Source organism: Pseudomonas sp. B21-051 (assembly GCF_024748795.1).
Classification (GTDB): domain Bacteria; phylum Pseudomonadota; class Gammaproteobacteria; order Pseudomonadales; family Pseudomonadaceae; genus Aquipseudomonas; species Aquipseudomonas putida_A.
Window position 1 is genome coordinate 4,365,984 of record NZ_CP087166.1, and the last position, 24,154, is coordinate 4,390,137.

The window sequence follows — 24,154 nt, forward strand, 5'->3', positions numbered from 1 at the left end:
GGCTTCCTTTGTTGTTTTGGTCGTCGCTCAATCCTGCCACAGCACCGCCTCGCTGCGCGCGCTCCATTCTTCAAACCGCGCGCCGTAGGTGTCTTCGATGACGTTGCGCTTGATCTTCAAGGTCGGCGTGAGAAAGCCGTTCTCCACCGCCCAGCTGTCCTTGACCACCACCAGCCGCCGCAGGCGTTCGTGCTTGTCGAGCACGGCGTTGACCTCTTCCAGCAGTTTTTCCAGGCTCGAATACAGACTGGCCCGCCCTTCGTCCTGATTGACCGTCGAGAGCACGCACAAGCCCAGCGGCGCACTCAAACCATCGCCGACCACACAGACCTGCTCGATCCGCGAATGCACTGCCAGACGGTTTTCAATCGGCGCGGGCGCCACGTATTTGCCTTTGCTGGTCTTGAAGATTTCCTTGAGCCGGCCGGTCAGGCGCAAGCGCCCCTCGGCATCCTGCTCGCCCTTGTCGCCGGTACGCAGGAAGCCGTCTTCGGTGAGGGTTTCGGCGGTTTTCTGCGGCTCCTTGAAATAGCCGAGCATGTTCGCCTGACTGCGCACCTGCACCTCGCCGGACTCGTCGATCCGCACCTCGACCTCCGGGCACGGTTTGCCGATCCAGCCCTGTTTGTATTGGCCCGGCAGACAGATGTGCGAGTAACCGCAACTCTCGGTCATGCCATACACCTCCAGCACATCGAGGCCGAGCTTCTGATACCAACTGAGTAAGGTCTGTGGCACCGGCGCCGCGCCAGACAGGGCAACGCGCAAGGCATCAAGGCCCAGGCCGGCCAGCACCTTGTGCCCGACCCATTTGCCAATGAATGGCAGACCGAGCAGGAAATCCAGACGCTTGGCCGGAATCTTGCCGTACACACCCATCTGGAATTTGGTCCAGATGCGCGGCACGCCGAACATCGCCGTGGGCCGCGCCCGGCGCAGATCGGTGATGAAGGTGTCGAGGCTTTCGGCAAAGAACACCGTTTGCCCGGTGTAGATCGACGCAAGCTCGACGAACATGCGTTCGGCGACATGGCACAGCGGCAGGTACGACAGCAGCCGGTCGTTCTCGTTGAGCCCGAATAACTGCGTCCCGCGAGTGGTGGCAAACCCCAGATTGGCAAAGCTGTGCATCACGCCCTTGGGCAATCCGGTGGTGCCGGAGGTATAGATGATGGTTGCCAGTTGCTCGGCCGCAGGACGCGGATCGTCCTGGATTGGCGAGCTTTTCTGCAGGTCATCCCAACTGAAATCGAACTCGCTGGGCGGGTGCAGCGGCAGGCTGATGGTCGGTAAATCCGCCGGCACACCGACGGACATGCCCGGCCAGTCATCAAGTTTGCCGATGAACGCCAGCACACTTTCCGAGTGCGTCAGGACCTGACTCACCGAGTCTGCGGTGAGGTTGGGATACAGCGGTACCGAGACGTGCCCGGCCATCCAGATCGCCAGATCGGCGATGATCCAGTGCGCGCAGTTTTTCGAGATCAGCGCGATATGGCTGCCCTGCGGTAATTCCCGGGCGCGCAGCCAGTGCGCGGCGCAACGGGCCTGATGACCGACATCGGCCCAGGTCAGGGTCTCGACCTGCCCGCCACCGATGGGCTGCACCAGAAAACGCTGGCGCGGGTGCCGGGCCTCGCGCTCGTAAAACACGTCCAGCGGCAAACGGAAGGCGGCAGACATGCGACTCGCTCCTGTTTTTGGGTCTGGAGCAAGCGTAGTCAACCAAGCAAGTGCTTGGTTGGATTTTTTACCAAAAGAAACAAGATCAAAAGATCGCAGCCTGCGGCAGCTTCTACACGGATCAATGTAGGAGCTGCCGCAGGCTGCGATCTTTTGCTTTTAAGGATGCTTCAGGCTGTTAAGGGTCATCGAGCCAATCAGCAATTCAGGGCTTTCCAGCTCGGCAAGGCCAGCGGTGCCGACCTTCTCCGGCGGATATCCGGCGCCGTGCTGCAGATAGCTCAGCAGGTTGCCCACCAACGGGTTATGGCTGACCAGCAGCACATTGCTCACCGACACCAGTTGATCGGTGACCTTGTCCGGATCGGTTTCCGGGGTCAGCCATTCGACAGTACGAATTTCCGGCTCGAAGCCCAGCGCCTCGCGGACAATCTGCGCGGTCTGTTGCGCACGCAGATAAGGGCTGGCATAGATCGCCGTCAATGGCTGACCGATCAATCGGGCTGCACTGTTCAAGGCCTCTTTGCGACCCTGCTCGGTCAACGCCCGCTCGGAATCGGGGCACGAGCCATAAGGCACCGCCTCACCGTGACGCAATACCCAGAGTTTCATAGCTTGGGTTCCTCATCGCGGGCCGGATGCGGCGCTGGCGGCACGGCGTGCGGTGCTTCGCCTTCCGGGGTACGCGGGGTTGGCCAGTCGGCAAACGGCCAGGGTTTCTGGTCGCTGTGAAAGCTGCCGAAGCGGCCGATCTGCGCGAGGAACTGACTCAGGCTGTCGCCGAAATTCATCAGGCTGGCGCTCGGCGCGCCGTAAATCAAACGATAGATCAGTTGCACCAGCACCACCGCGCCGAGGATGAACTGCGCCACTTGCCAGACCAGCACGTAGACGATCATCCACAGCACCCGCAGGAGGATGGATTCGTACTTGGCTTCGGTTTTCGGATCGTTCATGGCTCGCTTCCTGTTGAATCAGTTGAAACCGCTGGTGGAAATAAAGTCGACGTCGGTTTTCGGCTCGGCACGCATCAGTAGACCGATCACCTGCTCCAGCGTGCGTCCTTCAAACAAAATCGCATGCAGCCCGGCGACCAGCGGCATGTACACGCCAACCTCCTGGGACTTGGCCTTGAGCACCTTCAGGGTGTTCACGCCTTCGGCGACTTCGCCCAGACGCGACACCGCTTCATCAAGGCTCAAGCCCTGACCGAGGGCAAACCCGACCTGGTAGTTGCGGCTCTTCGGCGACGAGCAGGTCACGATCAGATCACCGACCCCGGCCAGACCGAGGAAAGTCATCGGGTTGGCACCCTGATTCACCGCGAACCGGGTCATCTCGGCCAGAGCGCGAGTGATCAACATGCTCTTGGTGTTCTCGCCCATCTCCAGCGCCACCGCCATGCCGGCGATGATCGCGTAAACGTTTTTCAACGCCCCGCCCAGCTCGACGCCGAAACGGTCAGCACTGGCATATACGCGGAAGGTGCGACCATGCAGCGCAGCCTGCACCTGTTTGCACAATTCTTCGTCTTCGCTGGCGACCACCGTGGCGGTCAACGCATGCTCGGCGATCTCCCGCGCCAGGTTCGGCCCGGACAGCACGCCGATGCGCGCCTGCGGGGCGATCTCTTCGAGGATCTGGCTCATCAGTTTGAAGGTCTGGGCTTCGATACCCTTGGTCAGGCTGACCAGCATCTTGCCGCTAAGACGCTCGGCGTGGGCGGCCAGCACCGTGCGCAGCGCGCTCGACGGCAGCGCGACGAAGCACAGCTCGCAGGCGTCGAGGGTGGCCTGCAGGTCAGTGACCGCAGTCACTCCCGGCAGAATCTTGATGCCTTTGAGGTAACGCGGGTTCTCGCGGTTGACCCGGATGGCCTCGGCCTGCTCAGGGTCACGCATCCACTGCCGGACTTGATGGCCGTTCTCGGCCAAAAGATTGGCCACGGCGGTACCAAAACTTCCGCCTCCCAGGACCGCAATCGGGCGCTGTTCAGTCATATGCAATCCGTTAATCCATACCAGTGGCGATGGCGGCATTATACGGGGCGACCGAAGCGCGGCCAGCCCCCGCATCAATTACAGACACTTGTAAGAAGAAGACCAATAAAACCGAGGAAAATGCCAGCATCGTGACTGGAAAAGTCACTGTCCTCGGTTAACATGCGCGCCAATTCTCTGCGATCAAGGCTGTGTCGTGTCTTTTGGCTCTCCCCCCTCGCGTTCGTCGCTGCTGCTGGCGCTGCTGTTCAGCCCGGTGTTGCAGGCGGATGACCTGTTTGTCGACAGTGAAACGCTGCCGCAGGTGCTGACGGCCACGCGCCTGAAACAGACACCGGCGGAAGTGCCGGGGAGCATGACCGTGCTCGACAGTGAGCTGATCAATGCCAGCGGTGCACGAGACATCAGCGAGTTGCTGCGGCTGGTGCCGGGGATGATGGTCGGCAACATCAGCGGCAATCAGGCGGCGGTCAACTATCACGGGACCAACGCCAGCGAAGCGCGGCGCATGCAGGTGCTGATCGATGGCCGTTCGGTGTACCGCGCAGGCCTGGCCACGGTGGACTGGAGTGATATTCCAGTGGCCATGGAAGACATCGAGCGGATCGAGGTTTTCCGTGGGCCGAACACCGTCAGCTACGGCGCCAACGCGCTGATGGCGGTGGTCAACGTCATCACCCGCAACCCGGCAGACAGCCACGGCACGCGCCTGAAGTACACCCGTGGCCAGCGCGGCATCAACGATTTCTACGCAAGCCAGGGCACTGGCTGGAACGGCGGCGACCTGCGTCTGTCGCTGTCCGGCCAGGAAGACGATGGCTTCGACAGCGACCGCACCGGCGCTGGTTATCGCGACAGCCGCCGTTTGGAACGCTTCAGCCTCGTGGTCAGCCAGACCTTGAGCGACAACCAGAGCCTCGACTGGCGGATCAACGCGAAGGACGGCAGCAACCAGCGGCCTTACACCTACCGCCCGGTGTTCTCGGGGATTACTGCTGCCGGGAACAATTCCGACGTGATCGCCAAGGATTACGCCGGCTCGGTGCGCTGGAATCTCGACATCAATCCCGAACACAGCCTTTATATACAGGGTTCGGCCCAGCACTGGGATCGCCAGCAAGTGTGGCGCGCCTGCGATGCCGAAGTGTCGTTCAGCCCGCAACTGACCCAACTGTGGCAGCTCAACCCGAACTACACCGAACGCCTGGCACGCAACATCACCCGCTTCACCGGACCCGGCGCAGCGCCGGGTACCCCGCAGGAAATGGCCCTGGCCAATCAGGTGCTGGATCAGTGGCGCAACGGTGCCGGCCAGACCTTGTGCGGAGACATCGATCAAAGCGCCCGCGAGTCGCGCTACGATCTCGAATTGCAAGACACCCTCAGTCTGTCCGACAGCCTGCGACTGGTCAGCGGCATGAACTATCGTTACGACCTGGCCGATTCCGAGACCTACTTTAACGGCACGCTGGACGACACCACCTGGCGCGCGTTCGGCCAACTGGAGTGGCGCGCCAGTGAACACTGGCTGTTGCAGGGTGGCGCCATGTTCGAAAACACCCAACTGATCGGCAGCTCGCTGACGCCCCGCTTCGCCGTCAACTACCTGATCAATCCGCGCCATGGCCTGCGCGCGGTGTACTCGGAAGCGATCCGCTCGCCGGACATGTTCGAGAACAACGTCAACTGGAGCTATCAGGTAAGTAACCTGCGGCCGTCCGCCTATGGCCAGTCTTCGGCGCGCTACTTCGTCAAGACTCGCGGCCCGGGCGATCTCGATCAGGAGCACATGCGTTCGCGCGAGTTGGGCTACAACGGCTATTTCGCCGAGCTGGGGCTGGCCGTGGACGTGAAGCTGTTCTACGACGAAATCACCGGGATGATCAGCGAGCCGCTGCGCAACAATCAGTACATCGCCAGCAACGCCAACAGCTCGCGCTTTCGCGGCACTGAAACCCAGCTCGACTGGCGCCTGAGCATGATCGATCGCCTGCGCTTCACCTACGCCTTCGTCGACGCCGAGGCGAGCAATCCACTGGATCGGCAATTCACTTCGCGCAACAGCGGGTCTGCCGGCTGGCTGCGTGATTGGGGCCACGGCTGGAACAGCGCCCTGTTCTATTACGGCGACAACGCGCTCAACGGCTACCGCTTCGAACGGGTCGACACGCGCATCGCCAGACACATCCCGCTGGGCAAGGCACAATTGCAACTGGCCGGCGTGCTGCAACAGCGGCTCGACAACCAGCCGACCACTTTCGTCGACAACAATTACGACGAACGCCGGGTGCTGTACTTCAGCGCCGAGCTGGAGTTCTAGGGTGCGCTACGCCACGGCAAACAAGACGCCAACCCTTGGCCACTGGCTGGCCGGTGTCTGTCTGTTTTTCACCGCGTGGCTGCACGGCGTGGCGGTGCAAGCTGCCGATATTCTGTTGACCGGTGCCGAAGAAAGCCCCGGGGTGCAAGCCTTCGTCCAGGCCCTGAGCGAGCTGCGCCCCACTGACAACGTGCGGTTCCAGCCACTGACCAGCCTGCCGGCGCCGGGCAAGTTGCCGAGCAATCTGCGGATGATTCTGCTCGACCTGCCCAGCCTCGACTGGCGTCTGCAGGAGCCCCAGGGCCCGGCGACGCTAGTGTTGCGCATCAGCCGACTGCAAGCGCGGCAACGCCTGGGTGGCGCACAACCGCCGCACTTGAGTCTGCTGTGGAGCGACCCGCCGCTGGGGCGGCAACTGCAACTGATTCGGCGGATTCTGCCGCAGGTGCGGCGGGTCGGCGTGCTGTTCGACCAACACAGCGAATTCCTGCTCAAGGAGCTGCATCAGGCCGCAGCGCCGCTGAATCTGCAAATCGTCAGCCAGCGTTGGGACAACACCCAGGACAGTCGCCCGTTGCAAAGCGTGCTGAGAAACAGTGACGTGTTGCTGGGCCTCGACGATCCCGATCTGTACAACCCGAAAACCGCGAAAAACCTGTTGCTCAGCAGTTACTCCCGGCAAGTGGCGCTGGTCGGGCCGAACGCGGCGTTCGTGCGTGCCGGCAGCCTCGCCAGCACTTACAGCGATCAGCCCGACTGGCTGGCGATCCTTGACCAGTTGCTCGATCGCCCGCCGGCGACGTGGCCGCGAACGCTCTACCCCGATCGCTTCAAGGTCTCAAGTAATGTGCAGGTCGCTCGTTCCCTGGGTATCGAGCCAATCGATGAAGCGTCTGTTGCCCGCCAGTTGGCTGAAGGAGAAAGCCACCCATGAATCTGCGTCGCCGCTGGGACATCAACACCCGCACGCAATTGATCAGCCTCGGCCCGGCCCTGCTGCTCACGCTGCTGCTGATCAGTTTCTTTACCTTCGTGCGGATTCAGGATTTACGGCAGGAGCTCAACCACACCGGGCAACTGATCGCCAACCAACTGGCGCCCGCCACCGAGTACGGGGTGATTTCCGGCAACAACGAGGTGCTGGAAAGCCTGCTCAAAGCGACCCTGGCCACACCGAACGTGCGTTTTCTGGAAGTGCAGGACAGCGCCAACCGGATTCTTGCCTACGTTGAACAAGCCGCCGACGCGCACAACCGCCCGCATCAGGTCGAGGTGTTCCAGGCCCCGGTGCGCCTGCAACGGATCGCCCTCAACAGCGATTTTTTCCACGACGCCAAAGCCAGCAACAACGTGACCAGCGAGGATTACCTGGGCCGGGTGATCGTCGGTCTGTCCAACGATGCCTTCAGTCAGCGCCAGCAGGAAATTCTGCTCAAGGCCGGGATCCTGGCGCTGTTTGCCCTGCTCTTCACGTTTGTTCTGGCGCGGCGTCTGGCCGGCAGTCTGTCGGCGCCGATCCGCGATATCGGCAATGCGGTCAAGGCGATTCAGCAAGGCGACTACAAGACTCCGCTGCCGATCGTTGATGACACCGAACTCGGCGCCCTGTCGCAACACATCAACAACCTCGCCCAGGCCCTGGAACAGGCCAGCCGCGAACAGCATCAGGCGATGGCGCAACTGATCCAGACCCGCGAAGAAGCGGAGAAGGCCAACAATGCCAAATCCGACTTCCTGGCGATGATGAGTCACGAACTGCGCACCCCCATGAACGGTGTGCTGGGCATGTTGCAGTTGCTGGAAACCACGGACATGACCGAGGAGCAGATCGAGTACGCGGCGCTCGCTTCCGAGTCCACCGAACACCTGCTGAAAGTCATCAACGACATCCTCGATTTCTCGCGGATCGAACGCTCGGAGCTGGAGCTTGAGCACATTCCGTTCAATCTGGCCGACCTGATCGGCGCGTGTGCCCAGTCGTTCCAGCACAGCGCGGTGCAGCGTGGCCTGGACCTGAACCTGCGGATCCCCGAGGACATGCGCGCCTTGCAGGTGCAAGGCGACCCGACGCGGATCCGGCAGATTCTGGTCAATCTGGTGGGCAATGCCTTGAAGTTCACCGAGCGCGGCCGGGTCAGCATCGAGGCGCAGTGGCAGGCGCTGGATCACGAGTTGCTGTGGTTCACCTGCTCGGTGCGCGACAGCGGCATCGGCATCTCCCCGGAAAGTCTGGAGTTGATGTTCAACGCCTTCCAGCAGGCCGACAGTTCGATTTCCCGGCGCTATGGCGGCACCGGCCTCGGCTTGCCGATCGCCCGCACCCTGGCCGAACGCATGGGTGGAACGTTGCGCGCGCAGAGCGAAGAAGGCCTGGGGTCAGTGTTCACTCTGGAAATCCCGCTGGCCTTATATAAGAAGACGCTGCCACAGCTGGCGCCACCGCGCGCAGCCAGCGGCAATGGGCATGGCGAAGGACGCAATGTGTTGCTGGTGGAAGACAACCCGGTCAACCAGACGGTCATCGAAGCCATGCTGCGCAGCCTCGGCTTTACTGTCAGCGTCGCCACTGACGGGGCGCAAGCGGTACGCAGCGCCGAAGGCAATGATTACGAAGTGATTCTGATGGACTGCCGGCTGCCGATCATCGACGGCTACGAGGCGACCCGGCAGATCCGCCTGCTGCCCGGACGCGGCGAGGTGCCGATCATCGCGCTGACCGCCAACGCGCTACAGGGCGACCGCGAAACCTGCCTGTCGGCGGGCATGAACGATTACCTGGCGAAGCCGTTCAAACGCAATGACCTACAACAGATTCTTCAGCGCTGGGTGCAGTAGTGACGGTTTTTCGACCATCTGCGACTGGCGTGAAAAGCGAAAGTGCGGCAGTCTTAGGCACCCGAACGAGCCTCAAAAGAGGCTTGAATAAAAATTTCAGTGCACAAGTGTACATTCATGTCCTTGGTGCTGTGACTTTCACCACAACGCAATAGTCTATGAGTAGGCTGCCGGTACGAGGCATGAACGCGTCGATCGGCCGGGAAGATTTGCCCCACCTGCCGCATGGGATTATTGAGGAGCTCGCATGACCAAACAAAACGCCTTTACTCGGGAAGACCTGCTGCGCTGCAGTCGCGGTGAGCTGTTCGGCCCAGGTAACGCGCAACTGCCCGCCCCGAACATGCTGATGGTGGATCGCATCACCCTGATCAGCGAAGAAGGCGGCAAGTACGGCAAAGGTGAATTGGTCGCCGAGCTGGATATCAACCCTGACCTGTGGTTCTTCGCGTGCCACTTCGAGGGCGATCCGGTGATGCCGGGCTGCCTGGGTCTGGACGCCATGTGGCAACTGGTCGGCTTCTTCCTGGGCTGGCAAGGCCTGCCGGGCCGTGGCCGTGCGCTGGGTTCGGGCGAAGTGAAATTCTTCGGCCAGGTCCTGCCGACCGCCAAGAAAGTCACCTATAACATTCATATCAAACGCGTCCTCAAGGGCAAGCTGAACCTGGCCATCGCCGATGGTTCGGTGACTGTCGACGGTCGCGAAATCTACACCGCCGAAGGCCTTCGCGTCGGCGTGTTCACCTCCACTGACAACTTCTAAGGGTTATTCGCATGCGCCGCGTCGTTATCACTGGTCTGGGCATTGTTTCGTGCCTGGGCAATGACAAAGAGACCGTCTCCGCTAACCTGCGTGCAAGCCGCCCTGGCATCCGGTTCAACCCGGAATATGCTGAAATGGGTCTGCGTAGCCAGGTTTCCGGCTCCATCGACCTCAACCTTGAAGAACTGATCGATCGCAAGATCTATCGTTTCGTCGGCCACGCAGCGGCTTACGCCTACCTGGCCATGAAAGACGCCATTGCTGACTCCGGCCTGACCGAAGAGCAAGTGTCCAACCCGCGTACCGGCCTGATCGCCGGCTCGGGCGGCGCGTCGACCCTGAACCAGATGGAAGCGCTGGACATCCTGCGCGAGAAAGGCGTGAAACGCGTTGGCCCATACCGTGTAACGCGGACCATGAGCAGCACCGTTTCCGCATGCCTGGCCACGCCGTTCAAGATCAAGGGCCTGAATTACTCCATCGCTTCTGCCTGCGCCACCAGTGCTCACTGCATCGGTACCGCCATGGAACAGATCCAGATGGGCAAGCAGGACATCGTCTTCGCCGGTGGCGGTGAAGAAGAGCACTGGAGCCAGTCGTTCCTGTTCGACGCCATGGGCGCCCTGTCCAGCAAGCGCAACGACACCCCGGAACAAGCCTCCCGCGCCTACGACGCCGACCGTGACGGTTTCGTCATCGCTGGCGGTGGCGGCATGGTCGTGGTTGAAGAGCTGGAACACGCTCTGGCCCGTGGCGCCAAGATCTACGCCGAAATCGTTGGCTACGGCGCGACGTCCGACGGCTACGACATGGTTGCCCCAAGTGGCGAAGGCGCGATCCGCTGCATGCAGATGGCAATGTCCACAGTCGACACCCCGATCGACTACCTGAACACCCACGGCACTTCGACTCCGGTCGGCGACGTCGCGGAAATGAAAGGTGTGCGTGAAGTGTTCGGCGACAAGGCCCCCGCGATCAGCTCGACCAAGAGCCTGTCCGGTCACTCGCTGGGCGCCGCCGGTGTTCACGAAGCGATCTACTGCATGCTGATGATGGAAGGCAACTTCATCGCCGGTTCCGCCAACATCGACGAACTGGACCCTGAAGTGGCCGATCTGCCGGTGCTGACCAAGACCCGCGAGAACGCCACCATCAACACCGTGATGAGCAACAGCTTCGGCTTCGGCGGCACCAACGCCACGCTGGTGCTGAAGCGCTGGGAAGGCAAGTAATTCCCCGCTGCTGAGCCACACCTGAAAACGCCCCGACTGGTTCGGGGCGTTTTTTTTGGTCCGCACAAAACTCATGGCCGCCACAAATCCCCCATGTAGGAGCTGCCGCAGGCTGCGATCTTTTGATCTTGTCTTTTAAAAATCAAAGTCAAAAGATCGCAGCCTGCGGCAGCTCCTATATAGGGTTGCGTCAGGCTGAAAATGAAACTTCTGTCATGAAACTCCCCGCCCTGCGACCGAATGTCGCGGATTACGCGGGCTGCAGCACTGTTGCAAAAACCGCAACAACACCTTGCGCAAATCAAGCGTTTACTTAGCAAGCTAACAAATCATATAAAAGAGCCCTGCACACGCCTTGCTGCAGATAACTTGAGATTTGGAGCTAGCAGATGACTGTAAAAGTAACTGAACGCGACGATTCACACATGTCCCATGAAGGCGTAGCCGCCGGAGTACGGATCTGGGATGTGCATCAACAAGATTTGCTGGTCGGCATGTTCCACAACGAGATCGACGCCCACAACTACAAGGCCGAACTGGAGCTGCAGGAACAGCAACGGAATCTGAAATCCGCTTAGGCGAATATTGAACCTGTGGCGAGGGAGCTTGCTCCCGCTGGAGCGCGAAGCGGCCCTGTTCTTTAACTCAAGAGCAGGGGGCCTGCTACGCAGTCCAGCGGGAGCAAGCTCCCTCGCCACAGTTTGTGTTGTTACAGCTCTATCGGTTTACCACATCAGGTCATCAGGGATCTGATAGGCCGCGTACGGATCGTCCTCGGCATTGACCTCTTCGGTCTGCACGTTGAGCTGCACGATACGCTGCGGGTCGCGCTCCTGGATCTTCAGGGCCGCTTCACGAGGGATCACTTCGTAGCCGCCGGCATGGTGCACGATCGCCAGCGAGCCGCTGCTGAGCTTGTTGCGCATCAGCGTATTGACCGAGATGCGCTTGACCTTCTTGTCGTCGACGAAGTTGTAGTAGTCCTCAGTGGTCAGCTTCGGCAGACGCGAGACTTCGATCAACTGCTTGACCTGCGCGGCACGGGCCTTGGCCTCGGCTTTCTCTTGCTGCTGACGGTTCAACTCCTGGTCGCGCTTGACCTTCTCGGCCATGGCCTCCTGGGCGGCGCGCTGCTGCGAATCATCCAGCTCAGCCTGCCCTTTGTGGGCCAGACGCTGTTGCTTCTGCTTGTCTTTGCTGACCTGCTTGGCCTGCTTTTGGTTGACCAGGCCTGCTTTGAGCAACTGGTCGCGAAGGGAAAGGCTCATTAATGCTTACTCACTTGGGCAACGGCTCAGCCGCAGCTGGGCAGATTCTTTTCCTGACGTTTGGCTTCACCCCACAGGGCGTCCAACTCTTCGAGGGTGCAATCTTCCATGGGACGACGGGTGTCGCGCAATGCCTGTTCGATAAAACGGAAACGTCTCTCAAACTTGGCGTTGGCGCCACGCAGCGCGGTTTCCGGATCGACCTTCAGGTGCCGGGCCAGATTGACCACGGAAAACAGCAGATCGCCGATCTCGTCGGCCACCGCTTGCGGATCATTTTCGGACATGGCTTCGAGCACTTCATCGAGCTCTTCGCGCACCTTGTCCAGCACCGGCAACGCATCCGGCCAGTCGAAGCCGACCTGCGCTGCACGCTTTTGCAACTTGGCCGAACGCGACAGTGCCGGCAACGCGGCGGGCACGTCGTCGAGCAGTGACAGCTGCTCGGGCGCGGCGGATTTCTCGGCGCGTTCTTCGGCCTTGATCTCTTCCCAGCGCTGCTTGACCTGTTCTTCGCTCAGGCGCGGCACATCCAGCGGTGCGTACAGTTCGCCGGTGGGAAACACATGCGGATGACGGCGGATCAGTTTGCGGGTGATGCTGTCGATCACTCCGGCGAATTCGAAGCGCCCTTCTTCCTTGGCCAACTGGCTGTAATAGACCACCTGAAACAGCAGATCACCCAGCTCGCCCTGCAAGTGATCGAAGTCGCCGCGCTCGATGGCGTCTGCCACTTCGTAGGCTTCTTCGAGGGTGTGCGGGACGATGGTCGCGTAGGTTTGCTTGATGTCCCACGGGCAGCCGTACTGCGGATCGCGCAGACGGCTCATCAGGTGGAGCAGGTCTTCAAGGCTGTACATACAAAATCTCACTCAACCCTGTAGGAGCTGCCGCAGGCTGCGATCTTTTGATCTTAAAACAGAGTCAAAAGATCGCAGCCTGCGGCAGCTCCTACAGGGGACCGCGTTATGGGGTACGGTTACGCCGCGTCTCGATGATGTTCGGCAACTGCGAAATCCGCCCCAGCAAGCGGCCCAGCGCATCCAGCCCGGGGATCTCGATGGTCAGCGACATCAGCGCCGTGTTGTCTTCCTTGTTCGAGCGGGTGTTGACCGCCAGCACGTTGATCCGCTCATTGAGCAGCACCTGCGAGACGTCACGCAGCAGACCGGAACGGTCGTAGGCGCGAATGACAATGTCCACCGGATAGGTGAGCACCGGCACCGGGCCCCAACTGACCTGGATAATCCGCTCCGGCTCGCGCCCGCCCAGTTGCAGCACCGAGGCGCAGTCCTGCCGGTGAATGCTCACGCCCCGACCCTGGGTGATGTAGCCGACAATCGCGTCGCCCGGCAGCGGCTGGCAGCAGCCGGCCATCTGCGTCATCAGGTTGCCGACGCCCTGGATCTGAATGTCGCCGCGCTTGCCCGGCTTGTAGCCAGTGGCCTTGCGCGGGATCAGCTCCAGCTGTTCGTTGCCGCGTTCCGGCTCGACCAGTTGCTGTGCGAGGTTGACCAGTTGCGCCAGACGCAGGTCGCCGGCACCAAGGGCGGCGAACATGTCTTCGGCGGTTTTCATGTTGGCCTTTTCGGCCAGCTTGTCGAAATCCACCGCCGGCAGACCGAGGCGATTGAGTTCGCGCTCGATCAGGGTTTTACCCGCCGCGACGTTCTGGTCACGGGCCTGCAACTTGAACCAGTGAACGATCTTCGCCCGCGCCCGCGAGGTGGTGACGTAGCCCAGGTTCGGGTTAAGCCAGTCGCGGCTCGGCGTACCGTGTTTGCTGGTGATGATCTCGACCTGTTCACCGGTCTGCAGGCTGTAGTTGAGCGGCACGATCCGCCCATTGATCTTCGCGCCACGGCAGTTGTGCCCGATTTCGGTGTGCACGCGGTAGGCGAAGTCCAGCGGCGTCGCGCCTTTCGGCAAATCGATGGCGTGGCCGTCGGGGGTGAAGATGTACACTCGGTCCGGTTCGATATCGACCCGCAGCTGTTCGGCCAGACCACCGATGTCGCCCAGCTCTTCGTGCCACTCGAGCACCTGCCGCAGCCAGGAGATTTTCTCTTCATAGTGGTTGGAGCCGGACTTGACGTCGGTGCCTTTGTAGCGCCAGTGCGCGCAGACGCCGAGTTCGGCCTCTTCGTGCATCGAGTGCGTACGGATCTGTACTTCCAGCACCTTGCCTTCCGGACCGATTACCGCGGTGTGCAGCGAGCGGTAGCCGTTCTCTTTCGGGTTAGCGATATAGTCGTCGAATTCTTTCGGGATGTGCCGCCACAGGGTGTGGACGATGCCAAGCGCGGTGTAGCAGTCGCGCATTTCCGGCACCAGCACGCGCACCGCGCGCACGTCGTAGATCTGGCTGAATTCCAGACCCTTGCGCTGCATCTTGCGCCAGATCGAATAGATGTGTTTGGCCCGGCCGCTGATGTCGGCGTCGACGCCGGTGGCCTGCAATTCGTCCTTGAGCTGGGTCATCACATCGCTGATGAACCGCTCTCGGTCCAGCCGTCGCTCGTGGAGCAGCTTGGCGATCTGTTTGTATTGATCGGGTTCCAGGTAACGGAAGGACAAGTCCTCCAGTTCCCACTTGATATGACCGATGCCGAGTCGGTGCGCGAGCGGCGCATAGATGTCGAAGACTTCCCGGGCGACGCGGTTACGCTTTTCGTCGTCAGCGGTTTTCACCGCGCGAATGGCGCAGGTACGTTCGGCCAGTTTGATCAGCGCGACGCGAACGTCGTCGACCATCGCCACGAGCATCTTGCGCAGGTTTTCCACCTGGCCCTGAGTGCCCATCACCATCGACTGGCGCGGGCTGAGGCTGGCACTGATCGCCGCCATGCGCTGCACGCCGTCGATCAGCTTGGCCACCACCGGGCCGAAGCGCTGACCGACGGCCGCGAGCTCGATCTGGCCTTCGCGCACGCCGCGATACAGCACCGCCGCGACCAGCGAATCCTGATCGAGTTTGAGATCGGCGAGGATCTCGGCGATCTCCAGTCCCGTGCTGAAACTGCCGGAGCCTTCGGCCCACAGATTCTTCTTGGCATTGGACTGCTGTTCGGCCTCGCGAGCGAACTCGCAGGCTTCTTTCAAGGCTTCGCGATCCAGTGCCATGTCGACACTGACCGCATGATCGAGCCAAGCCTCGAGATTGATACTGCCGTCAGTGTTGATCGGCTGGTGTGCTCTCACCTGTACCATGCTGCTTTACCTTCCCTACGACGCAGATTCAATGCGTCAAATCGCTGACCCTCAATGCCCGTATGCGCTCGCGGGGCTAAAGCGAGCGCCGCCCGGACAGGTCAGACGGATTCAGACGAGCCATCCTGGCTCGCTTCAAATAACGCCATGGCCTCGACATGTGCCGTCTGAGGAAACATATCGAGAATCCCGGCACGTTTTAACCGGTAGCCCTGCTTGATCAATTCGACCGTATCGCGCGCCAGAGTTGCAGGGTTGCACGATACATACACCAACCTTTTGGCACCCAGGGTCGCGAGCTTGCGCACCACCTCGAAAGCACCGTCACGCGGTGGGTCCAAGAGTACCGCAGAAAAGCCGTTTCCGATCCACTGAGCATCGGTCAAAGGCTGGGATAAATCGGCTTGAAAAAACTTTGTGTTATGCAAATTGTTGCTAGCAGCATTTGCAGCGGCACGGTCGACCATGGTCTGCACGCCCTCCACTGCCACCACTTCGCGCACGCTTTTGGCCAGCGGCAAGGCGAAGTTGCCCAGACCGCAGAACAGGTCGAGTACCCGCTCGTCACCGGCCGACTTCAGCCAGTCCAGCGCCTGCGCGACCATGGCCTCATTGACCCCGGCGTTGACCTGAATGAAATCCCCCGGCCGCCAGGCCAGATCCAGATCCCATTGCTCCAGGCGATAGCCCAGCGCCTGCGTGGCATCCACCGGTTGCGGCTCGCCGTCACCATGCAGCCAAAGTTGCGCTGCATGGAACTGGCAGAAATCCTTGAGGATCGTCAGGTCGGCTTCGGACAGCGGCGCCATGTGTCGCAACAACACCGCCAGCGATGAACCACTGAACAACTCGACATGCCCCAACGCCTGCGGTTTGCTCAAACGACGGAGCATTTCCGGCAAACGGGTCATGATCGGCTGCAAGGGCTGTACCAGCACCGGGCATTCGTTGATGGCGACGATGTCCTGGCTGCCGGCGGCGCGAAAACCGACTTCAAGCTGCTTCGCTTTCATGTCCCAGCGCACGGCGATCCGCGCGCGGCGGCGATAGCCGAATTCCGGGCCAGTCAACGGCGCCGCCCATTCGTCAGGCGCGACCCCGGCGACCTTCGACAGCTGCTCGGCGAGCATGCGCTGTTTCAGGGCAAGCTGTTCGGCGTGGGGCAAGTGTTGCACGCTGCACCCGCCGCAGCGGCCGGCGTGCTGACAGGCTGCCGGGCGACGCAACTCGCTGGCCTTGAACACGCGCTCGGTGCGCGCCTCGACCACTTTGCCGTGGGCGCCAAGCACCCGCGCCTCGACTTCTTCACCGGCGAGGGCGCCGAGGACGAACCAGGTTTTGCCTTCGAAAAACGCGATGCCGCGACCGTCATTGGCCAGGCGCTCGATGTTCAAGCGCTGTTTTTTACCGGTCGGAATTTGCGCGGCCTTGCTGCCGCCGGTGGGCTGGAAGCGCAGGCCTCTCTCGTGCTTGGCCATCAGTTGGGCGCGTCGAAAATGCCGGTCGACAGATAACGGTCGCCACGGTCGCAGATGATCGCGACGATCACCGCGTTTTCAACTTCCTTGGACAGGCGCAGCATCGCTGCCACCGCACCGCCCGAGGATACGCCACAGAAGATGCCTTCTTCGCGGGCCAGACGCCGGGTGACGTCCTCGGCTTCGCTTTGCGCCATGTCGACAATGCGGTCGACGCGGTCGGCCTGATAGATCTTCGGCAGGTATTCCTGCGGCCAGCGACGGATGCCGGGAATGGCCGAGCCTTCCATCGGCTGCAGCCCGATGATCTGCACGCTGTCGCTCTGCTCTTTCAAGTAGCGCGAGACGCCCATGATGGTGCCGGTGGTGCCCATCGAACTGACGAAATGGGTGATGGTGCCCTGGGTCTGACGCCAGATTTCCGGGCCGGTGGTGGTGTAGTGCGCCTCCGGATTATCGCCGTTGGCGAACTGATCGAGCACCTTGCCACGGCCTTCGGCTTCCATCCGCTGAGCGAGATCGCGAGCGCCTTCCATGCCCTCTTCCTGACTGACCAGAATCAGCTCGGCACCGTAAGCGGTCATCGCCGCCTTGCGCTCGGCGCTGGAGTTGTCCGGCATGATCAGGATCATCTTGTAACCCTTGATCGCGGCGGCCATGGCCAGCGCAATCCCGGTGTTGCCCGAGGTCGCTTCGATCAGCGTGTCGCCAGCGTGAATCTGCCCGCGCAGTTCGGCACGGGTGATCATCGACAGCGCCGGACGGTCCTTGACCGAACCCGCCGGGTTGTTCCCTTCGAGTTTGAGCAACAGGGTGTTGCTGGTGGCACCGGGCAGGCGCTGCAAACGCACCAGCGGAGTGTTGCCGACGCAATCGGCGATGGTTGGGTACTGCAGGGTCATGGCGTATTCGCAATCCAGACGTGCGGGGGCGCCTATCATACCGGCAAACGTTCGCAGGCCATATCACGCAAAGTGCGGTGCTTATGGTTTATGGGAATAAGCAGATGGCTCAGCCTTCCTCTTCCCCTGCGACATTCATGGCATAGAACTCGTGCAATTTGGCTTGCAGCAATTGTTTGTCTGGCAACTGCACCTGATATTCCGCGATCAGTGCCGCAGACAAGCTGCGATTGAGGGCATATTCGACTACCTCGTCCTCCTTGCTGGCGCAAAGCAATACGCCGATGGCCGGATTCTCGTGAGGCTTGCGAACGCCGCGATCCAGCGCTTCAAGGTAGAAATTCAGCTTGCCCAGATATTCAGGTTCAAAACGTCCGACCTTGAGCTCGATGGCGACAAGACAGTTGAGCCCACGATGGAAGAACAGCAGATCAAGGGCGAAATCACGGCCGCCAACTTGTACCGGATACTCCGAGCCGACGAAGCAGAAATCGCGCCCCAACTCGATCAGAAACTCCTTCAGTCGCCCCAGCAAACCTTGGTGCAGATCGGTTTCGGCGTGTACGCCGGGCAGGTCGAGAAATTCGACCATGTAGGCGTCACGGAAGATCTCGAGCGCAGCGGGATGAGTCTGTTTGAGGACAGCAGAAGCCTTTGCTGGCTGGGTGACACTGCGTTCGAAGAGCGCAGCTTTGAGCTGGCGTTCGAGTTCGCGCTTTGACCACTTTTCCTGAATCGCCATCCGGACGTAGAACTCGCGCTCTTCTGGACGTTTGCTTTGGCTGAAAATGATCAAATTGTGAGACCAAGACAATTGTCGCACCAGTGGTGCGACTTTTTCTTCAGCGTGATAAGTCTCGTAGAACTGGCACATGCGGAACAAGTTCGAACGGGTAAACCCACGCAACCCTGGCTGCGTTCGAGCCAGATGTTCGGCCAGCTGCCTAACCACCGCATCGCCCCACTCAGCGCGAGCGATCTTGCGACTGATGTACCCCCCCACCTGCCAGTACAACTCGATCAGTTGAGTATTTACTGCTTGCACGGCTTGCTGCCTGGCGCTCTGAATCAGCGCCAGTACTTCATTGAATCGGTTGCCGGGGATGTCAGTTGCAGTCATGACCAGTTCCTTGAGGACGAGCGGAGCCTCGAGAGTAAACGGTCAAGGACGGGTTAAAACGTCGATAAACTCCTTTAGGAAAGGTCGTACAAAAATACGCGAACCCTCCCGCACGGGCTGACAGCGGTGAAGCGAAATTCCCCATCGCGAGCAGGCTCACTCCTACAGATGGCGTTTGCTATTCACACAATCTGCGGACGACCGACATCCACTGTGGGGGCGAGCTTGCTCGCGATAGCATCAGTCGATGCAACACCATCGTCAGCCACCAATCGCAAATTCAACCGCAACCCGGCCCCACCATTCTCCGCCCACAACATCCCACCCTGCCTTTGCACCGCATTCCTCGCAATGCTCAGCCCCAGACCAAACCCGCCATCCCCCGGACGCGAGCCGTCGAGGCGGGTGAAGGGCGCGAAGATCCGTTGCAGATCGCCCTCGGCCACCCCGCCGCCCTGATCCTCCAGCCACAAATGCCAGTAATCGCCGTCACGCCGTCCATCGAGGCGCACGATGCCGCCCTCGGGCGAATGCCGAATGGCGTTGCGCAGAATGTTCTCCAAAGCCTGCGCCAAAGTATTGAGGTTGCCGCGCACCCAGCACGACGCCGGCACCGCGCATTGCAATTGCAGGCTCGGCCAGCCGCTTTCATAACAGGCATTATCGGTGAGCATTTCCCACAAGGCCTGAATCTGGATCGCCTCGTCCGGCAGCGGCGCGCGCTCGGTGTCGAGCCAGGCCAGTTGCAGGGTGTCTTCGACCAGCCGTTGCATGCCGTCGACTTCACGTCCGATGCGCTCGCGCAGTTGCCGCAGATCCTGTTCGCTTTCACTGGCCACCCGCAGCCGACTCAGCGGCGTACGCAGTTCATGGGACAAATCGCGCAGCAGTTGCTGTTGCAAGGCTACGGTGGATTGCAGGCGTTCGGACATCGAGTCGAAGGCCCGCGCCAGCTCGCCGAGTTCGTCCGGGCGCTGGGTGATGCCGCTCGACAGGCGCACATTCAGTTGATCGGCGCGCCAGGCATTGGCCTGTTCGCGCAGGTTGTTCAGCGGCACCACCAGCAAGCGATACAGACCGACACACAGCAGCAAGGTGAACAATCCCGGAATCACCCCGTTGGTGATCACCCGCCAGAACACCCGGTATTTCCCCGGGAGGAATCGCTCGGGCAATTCGATCACCAGACTGCCGGCAGACGGGTCCTGGGGAAACGGCACACGCAGCCACGGCCGACCCTTCTTGTGGATCGGCCAGTCGAGGCCGCGCAAAAAGGTCAGGTGCTGGATTTCCTGTTCATCCAGCGGATCGCTGCTCAACGACTGCAGATTGCGGTCGATCACTCCGACCCAGGCGGCTTCGCGTAGCTCCATGCTCTGCAACCAGTTATCGACCCCGTCACGCTCAGCGCGCTGCCAGGCCCGCTCGGCTTCGCCGGCATAGCGGCTCAGCGTGCCGCGCGCCTCGTCGGAGAGGAACTGGTTGCGCTCTTCCATGTAGCGGCCCCACGACCAACTGAGCCAGATCATCAACAGACAGAACGCCACCAGCAAACACGCCAGTTTCCAGAACAGCGAATGCCGCCCCGGCAGGTCAGAGATTTTCATCGAATGCACTCAGCACATAACCCTTGCCCCACACCGTGCGCACTTCACGCTCGAGGTAACCGATGGCCTTGAGTTTGCGGCGGATCTGGCTGATGTGCATGTCGAGGCTGCGGTCGTGGGCCGCGTAGCCGCGTTGCAGAACATGCTGATAGAGGAAGGCCTTGCTCAGCACTTCTTCGTTGTTGCGATTGAGGGTTTCCAGCAAGCGATATTCGCTGCGGGTCAGGCCGGCGGCTTGCTGGTTATAGAAGACTTCGCACTGTTCGTCGTCGAAACGCAGCGCGCCGTGGATCGCAGCCGGTGCAATGGCTGCCGGGCGTCGATCCAGCGCTACACGGCGCAAGATCGCTTCGATCCGCACATGCAGCTCAACCATGCTGAACGGTTTGGGCAGGTAATCATCAGCCCCCAGACGAAAACCACTGATGCGATCGGCCTCGGCGCCCAGCGCCGACATCAGCAGCACCGGCGTCGAATGGCTCTGGCGCAATTGCGTCAGCACCTTCAGGCCATCGAGCCCGGGCAACAGAATGTCCATCAGCACCACGTCGAACGGCTGGTGACGCGCGATGTTCAGCCCTTCCTGACCGTTCTGGCACCAGGTCACCGCAAAGCCGCTACGGCCCAGATGTTCGTGAACGTAGGCGCCCAGCACCGGGTCGTCCTCGATGGCAAGAATACGTGGCGTATCGATGGAGACAAGAGTCATGAGTATCTGCAAATAATTCTCAGTTGGCCGATTATTCAAGATTGCCCGCCATCGGGCAACCCAAGGTTGACCGGCCGGACAAACGAACCGTGACCTGCTGACTGATGCCGAGATGATTTTTCCGAAGATTGCCTGCCTGCAAATCGCTACACTGCGCCCATGTCGCGTGCCGGACGCACGTGTGAGTCAACAGTTCAGCGGGATGCAGGAGATGGGTGTGCTCAAGAAACTGGGAATCAAAGGTCGCGTATTGTTGCTGACCCTGTTGCCGACCAGCCTGATGGCGTTGGTCCTCGGGGGCTATTTCACCTGGATGCAACAGTCCGACCTGCAGACCCAATTGATGCAGCGCGGTGAAATGATCGCCGAGCAACTGGCGCCGCTGGTGGCGCCCGCCATGGGCCACGGCAACACCGATCTGCTGGAACGCATCGCCACTCAGTCTCTCGAACAGCCTGACGTGCGCGCCGTCACCTTCCTCGCCCCCGACCGCACCCCGCTGGCGCACGCCGGCCCGACCATGCTCAATCAGGCGCCCAGCGGCGACAGTGCACAACTGCAACGGCGCAGCGGCAATGACGCCACCCGTTACCTGATGCCGGTGTTCGGCAAGCATCGCAACCTCGCCGGCGACGTGATTCCGCAAGAGTCCGAGCGCCTGCTCGGCTGGGTCGAACTGGAGCTGTCGCACAACGGCATGCTGCTGCGCGGTTATCGCAGCCTGTTTGCCAGCCTGCTGTTGATCGCCGCTGGACTTGCCGGCGCGGCCTTGCTCGCGTTGCGCATGGGCCGCACCATCAACCGCCCGCTGAGCCAGATCAAACACGCGGTCGCCCAGCTCAAGGACGGTCATCTGGAAACCCGTCTGCCACCGCTCGGCAGTCAGGAGCTGGACGAATTGGCTTCGGGCATCAACCGCATGGCCGGGACCCTGCAGAATGCCCGCGAAGAACTGCAACACAGCGTCGATCAGGCCACCGAAGACGTGCGGCAAAATCTGGAAACCATCGAAATCCAGAACATCGAACTGGACCTGGCGCGCAAAGAGGCGCTGGAAGCGAGCCGGATCAAATCCGAATTTCTCGCCAACATGAGCCACGAGATCCGCACGCCGCTCAACGGCATTCTCGGCTTCACTCATCTGTTGCAGAAGAGCGAACTGACCCCGCGCCAGCTCGACTATCTGGGCACCATCGAAAAGTCTGCCGACAGCCTGCTCGGGATCATCAACGAGATCCTCGACTTCTCGAAGATCGAGGCCGGCAAACTGGTGCTCGACCATATCCCGTTCAACCTGCGCGACCTGTTGCAGGACACCCTGACCATCCTGGCGCCGGCGGCCCACGCCAAGCAATTGGAGCTGGTGAGTCTGGTCTATCGCGACACGCCGCTGTCGCTGGTGGGCGATCCGCTGCGCTTGAAGCAGATCCTCACCAACCTGGTCAGCAACGCGATCAAGTTCACCCGCGAAGGCACCATCGTCGCCCGCGCCATGCTTGAAGAAGAGCATGAAGACAGCGTGCAGTTGCGCATCAGCATTCAGGACACCGGCATCGGCCTGTCGAGTCAGGATGTGCGCGCGTTGTTCCAGGCCTTCAGTCAGGCCGACAACTCGCTGTCGCGCCAGCCCGGCGGCACCGGTCTGGGTCTGGTGATTTCCAAGCGCCTGATCGAACAGATGGGCGGCGAAATCGGCGTCGACAGCACCCCGGGCGAAGGCTCGGAATTCTGGATCAGCCTGAGCCTGCCGAAAGCCCGCGACGACACCGAAGACCTGCCAGCGCCGCCGCTGCTCGGACGTCGCGTAGCGGTGCTGGAAAATCACGAACTGGCGCGTCAGGCGCTGCAGCATCAACTGGAAGACTGCGGCCTCGATGTCACGCCGTTCAATACGCTGGAGAGCCTGACCAACGGCGTCACCGGCGCGCACCAGACCGATCAGGCCATCGACCTCGCAGTGCTCGGCATCACCAGCAACGACATGCTCCCGGAGCGCCTGAACCAGCACATCTGGGACCTCGAACACCTGGGCTGCAAGGTGCTGGTACTGTGCCCGACCACCGAACAGACGCTGTTCCATCTCTCGGTACCCAACCCCCACAGTCAGCTCCAGGCCAAACCGGCCTGCACGCGCAAATTGCGTCGGGCGCTGGCCGATCTGGCCAATCCGCGCCAGCCGCGCAACGAGCCGGGCGAACCGCTGTCGAGTCGCGCGCCGAAAGTCCTGTGCGTCGACGACAACCCGGCCAACCTGTTACTGGTGCAGACCCTGCTCGAAGACATGGGCGCCAAGGTGCTTGCGGTGGAAAGCGGCTACGCGGCGGTCAAAGCGGTGCAGAGCGAATCTTTCGATCTGGTATTGATGGACGTGCAGATGCCGGGCATGGACGGACGCCAGACCACCGAAACCATCCGCCAGTGGGAAAGCGAACGGCATTGCACGCCGCTGCCGATCGTCGCCCTCACCGCCCACGCCATGGCCAACGAAAAACGCGCCCTGCTGCAAAGCGGCATGGATGACTACCTGACCAAACCGATCAGCGAACGGCAACTGGCGCAAGTGGTGCTGAAATGGACCGGTCTGGCCTTGCGCAATCAGGGACCTGAGCGGGCCAGCGACAGCACGGCGGGCAGCAGCGAACTGCCAGTGCTCGACCACGAGGAAGGCCTGCGTCTGGCCGCTGGTAAGGCGGACCTCGCCGCCGACATGCTGGCCATGCTGCTCGCCTCGCTGGAAGCCGACCGCGAAGCGATTCGCGCTGCCTGTGAAGCCCGCGATCAGAACGCACTGATCGAGCGCGTGCATCGCTTGCACGGCGCGACTCGATACTGCGGCGTGCCGCAATTGCGCGCGGCCTGTCAGCGCAGTGAAACCCTGCTCAAACAGGGCGACCCCAAAGCCGTGGCGGCGCTGGAGGAACTGGAGCGGGCGATCAATCGCCTCGCGACACAAGCCAGGATCAGCGCCTGATCCACGGCAATGCCGGCAGCGGCATTCGCCGTTAAAGTGGTGGCCGTCAACGCTGA

General features: G+C 61.2%; 19 protein-coding genes. 7 read left to right on the top strand and 12 right to left on the bottom strand.

Features of this window, described 5'->3' with window-relative positions; translation table 11 throughout:
* Positions 1-27 precede the first annotated feature (27 nt).
* The 4 genes from LOY52_RS19570 to LOY52_RS19585 all read right to left on the bottom strand — a co-directional run bounded on the left by LOY52_RS19570 (position 28) and on the right by LOY52_RS19585 (position 3,683).
* The gene (locus LOY52_RS19570) at positions 28-1,683 is read right to left on the bottom strand and encodes an AMP-binding protein (protein ID WP_258675665.1); all 1,656 of its coding nucleotides are present in this window, start codon (positions 1,681-1,683) and stop codon (positions 28-30) included.
* 159 nt (positions 1,684-1,842) lie between these two features.
* A complete protein-coding gene (gene sixA, locus LOY52_RS19575; protein ID WP_135296348.1) occupies positions 1,843-2,295 on the bottom strand; it encodes a phosphohistidine phosphatase SixA in 453 nt (150 codons plus the stop codon).
* On the bottom strand, positions 2,292-2,639 hold the full coding sequence (locus LOY52_RS19580; RefSeq protein ID WP_095137170.1) for a DUF4389 domain-containing protein: 348 nt from the start codon (positions 2,637-2,639) through the stop codon (positions 2,292-2,294). Before LOY52_RS19580 ends, sixA begins: the two co-directional genes overlap by 4 nt.
* 18 nt (positions 2,640-2,657) lie before the next feature.
* Positions 2,658-3,683, bottom strand: a complete 1,026-nt coding sequence (locus LOY52_RS19585; protein ID WP_258675667.1) for an NAD(P)H-dependent glycerol-3-phosphate dehydrogenase — start codon at positions 3,681-3,683, stop codon at positions 2,658-2,660.
* Positions 3,684-3,879: 196 nt separating this feature from the next.
* Between LOY52_RS19585 and LOY52_RS19590 the strand changes: the two genes are divergently transcribed.
* The 6 genes from LOY52_RS19590 to LOY52_RS19615 all read left to right on the top strand — a co-directional run bounded on the left by LOY52_RS19590 (position 3,880) and on the right by LOY52_RS19615 (position 11,411).
* Positions 3,880-6,003 (top strand): TonB-dependent siderophore receptor, encoded by a 2,124-nt coding sequence (locus LOY52_RS19590; RefSeq protein ID WP_258675668.1) that lies wholly within the window; start codon positions 3,880-3,882, stop codon positions 6,001-6,003.
* 1 nt (position 6,004) lies between these two features.
* The gene (locus LOY52_RS19595; RefSeq protein ID WP_258675669.1) at positions 6,005-6,937 is read left to right on the top strand and encodes an ABC transporter substrate-binding protein; all 933 of its coding nucleotides are present in this window, start codon (positions 6,005-6,007) and stop codon (positions 6,935-6,937) included.
* The gene (locus tag LOY52_RS19600) at positions 6,934-8,838 is read left to right on the top strand and encodes an ATP-binding protein (RefSeq protein WP_258675670.1); all 1,905 of its coding nucleotides are present in this window, start codon (positions 6,934-6,936) and stop codon (positions 8,836-8,838) included. Before LOY52_RS19595 ends, LOY52_RS19600 begins: the two co-directional genes overlap by 4 nt.
* Positions 8,839-9,085: 247 nt before the next feature.
* Positions 9,086-9,601, top strand: coding sequence for a 3-hydroxyacyl-[acyl-carrier-protein] dehydratase FabA (gene fabA / locus LOY52_RS19605; protein ID WP_003227150.1), 516 nt, complete (start codon positions 9,086-9,088; stop codon positions 9,599-9,601).
* Between the two features lie 11 nt (positions 9,602-9,612).
* Positions 9,613-10,833: a beta-ketoacyl-ACP synthase I gene (gene fabB / locus LOY52_RS19610; protein WP_003227152.1), complete on the top strand. Its 1,221-nt coding sequence runs from the start codon at positions 9,613-9,615 to the stop codon at positions 10,831-10,833.
* Between the two features lie 389 nt (positions 10,834-11,222).
* Positions 11,223-11,411 (top strand): hypothetical protein, encoded by a 189-nt coding sequence (locus LOY52_RS19615; RefSeq protein WP_258675671.1) that lies wholly within the window; start codon positions 11,223-11,225, stop codon positions 11,409-11,411.
* 147 nt (positions 11,412-11,558) lie between these two features.
* Here the strand turns inward: LOY52_RS19615 and LOY52_RS19620 are convergent, their stop codons facing one another.
* From LOY52_RS19620 to LOY52_RS19655, 8 genes are all read right to left on the bottom strand, one after another.
* Entirely contained in the window at positions 11,559-12,101 is a 543-nt protein-coding gene (locus LOY52_RS19620) for a DUF2058 domain-containing protein (protein ID WP_007968960.1), read from the bottom strand.
* A 26-nt stretch (positions 12,102-12,127) separates the two neighbouring features.
* On the bottom strand, positions 12,128-12,961 hold the full coding sequence (mazG, locus tag LOY52_RS19625; RefSeq protein WP_258675672.1) for a nucleoside triphosphate pyrophosphohydrolase: 834 nt from the start codon (positions 12,959-12,961) through the stop codon (positions 12,128-12,130).
* Between the two features lie 106 nt (positions 12,962-13,067).
* Positions 13,068-15,311, bottom strand: a complete 2,244-nt coding sequence (gene relA, locus LOY52_RS19630) for a GTP diphosphokinase (protein WP_095137164.1) — start codon at positions 15,309-15,311, stop codon at positions 13,068-13,070.
* Between the two features lie 101 nt (positions 15,312-15,412).
* Entirely contained in the window at positions 15,413-16,789 is a 1,377-nt protein-coding gene (gene rlmD, locus LOY52_RS19635) for a 23S rRNA (uracil(1939)-C(5))-methyltransferase RlmD (RefSeq protein ID WP_258675674.1), read from the bottom strand.
* Positions 16,789-17,691 carry a cysteine synthase CysM gene (gene cysM / locus LOY52_RS19640; RefSeq protein ID WP_027612303.1) on the bottom strand — a complete coding sequence of 301 codons (903 nt, stop codon included), beginning with the start codon at positions 17,689-17,691 and terminating at the stop codon, positions 16,789-16,791. The genes rlmD and cysM overlap by 1 nt, the downstream gene beginning before the upstream one ends.
* 109 nt (positions 17,692-17,800) lie before the next feature.
* Entirely contained in the window at positions 17,801-18,811 is a 1,011-nt protein-coding gene (locus tag LOY52_RS19645; RefSeq protein ID WP_258675675.1) for a YhcG family protein, read from the bottom strand.
* 182 nt (positions 18,812-18,993) lie between these two features.
* A complete protein-coding gene (locus LOY52_RS19650; protein ID WP_258675676.1) occupies positions 18,994-20,418 on the bottom strand; it encodes a sensor histidine kinase in 1,425 nt (474 codons plus the stop codon).
* The gene (locus LOY52_RS19655) at positions 20,405-21,127 is read right to left on the bottom strand and encodes a response regulator transcription factor (protein WP_258675677.1); all 723 of its coding nucleotides are present in this window, start codon (positions 21,125-21,127) and stop codon (positions 20,405-20,407) included. The genes LOY52_RS19650 and LOY52_RS19655 overlap by 14 nt, the downstream gene beginning before the upstream one ends.
* Before the next feature lie 217 nt (positions 21,128-21,344).
* On the opposite strand from LOY52_RS19655, the gene LOY52_RS19660 reads away from it, so the two are divergent.
* Positions 21,345-24,098: a response regulator gene (locus LOY52_RS19660; protein ID WP_258679938.1), complete on the top strand. Its 2,754-nt coding sequence runs from the start codon at positions 21,345-21,347 to the stop codon at positions 24,096-24,098.
* The last annotated feature ends 56 nt before the right edge of the window (positions 24,099-24,154 follow it).

Coding starts and splice junctions, on each gene's coding strand:
- LOY52_RS19570 (WP_258675665.1), bottom strand. CDS start 1,683: ATGTCTGCCGCCTTCCGTTTGCCGCTGGACGTGTTTTACGAGCGCGAG.
- sixA (WP_135296348.1), bottom strand. CDS start 2,295: ATGAAACTCTGGGTATTGCGTCACGGTGAGGCGGTGCCTTATGGCTCG.
- LOY52_RS19580 (WP_095137170.1), bottom strand. CDS start 2,639: ATGAACGATCCGAAAACCGAAGCCAAGTACGAATCCATCCTCCTGCGG.
- LOY52_RS19585 (WP_258675667.1), bottom strand. CDS start 3,683: ATGACTGAACAGCGCCCGATTGCGGTCCTGGGAGGCGGAAGTTTTGGT.
- LOY52_RS19600 (WP_258675670.1), top strand. CDS start 6,934: ATGAATCTGCGTCGCCGCTGGGACATCAACACCCGCACGCAATTGATC.
- fabA (WP_003227150.1), top strand. CDS start 9,086: ATGACCAAACAAAACGCCTTTACTCGGGAAGACCTGCTGCGCTGCAGT.
- fabB (WP_003227152.1), top strand. CDS start 9,613: ATGCGCCGCGTCGTTATCACTGGTCTGGGCATTGTTTCGTGCCTGGGC.
- LOY52_RS19615 (WP_258675671.1), top strand. CDS start 11,223: ATGACTGTAAAAGTAACTGAACGCGACGATTCACACATGTCCCATGAA.
- LOY52_RS19620 (WP_007968960.1), bottom strand. CDS start 12,101: ATGAGCCTTTCCCTTCGCGACCAGTTGCTCAAAGCAGGCCTGGTCAAC.
- mazG (WP_258675672.1), bottom strand. CDS start 12,961: ATGTACAGCCTTGAAGACCTGCTCCACCTGATGAGCCGTCTGCGCGAT.
- relA (WP_095137164.1), bottom strand. CDS start 15,311: ATGGTACAGGTGAGAGCACACCAGCCGATCAACACTGACGGCAGTATC.
- rlmD (WP_258675674.1), bottom strand. CDS start 16,789: ATGGCCAAGCACGAGAGAGGCCTGCGCTTCCAGCCCACCGGCGGCAGC.
- cysM (WP_027612303.1), bottom strand. CDS start 17,691: ATGACCCTGCAGTACCCAACCATCGCCGATTGCGTCGGCAACACTCCG.
- LOY52_RS19645 (WP_258675675.1), bottom strand. CDS start 18,811: ATGACTGCAACTGACATCCCCGGCAACCGATTCAATGAAGTACTGGCG.
- LOY52_RS19650 (WP_258675676.1), bottom strand. CDS start 20,418: ATGAAAATCTCTGACCTGCCGGGGCGGCATTCGCTGTTCTGGAAACTG.
- LOY52_RS19655 (WP_258675677.1), bottom strand. CDS start 21,127: ATGACTCTTGTCTCCATCGATACGCCACGTATTCTTGCCATCGAGGAC.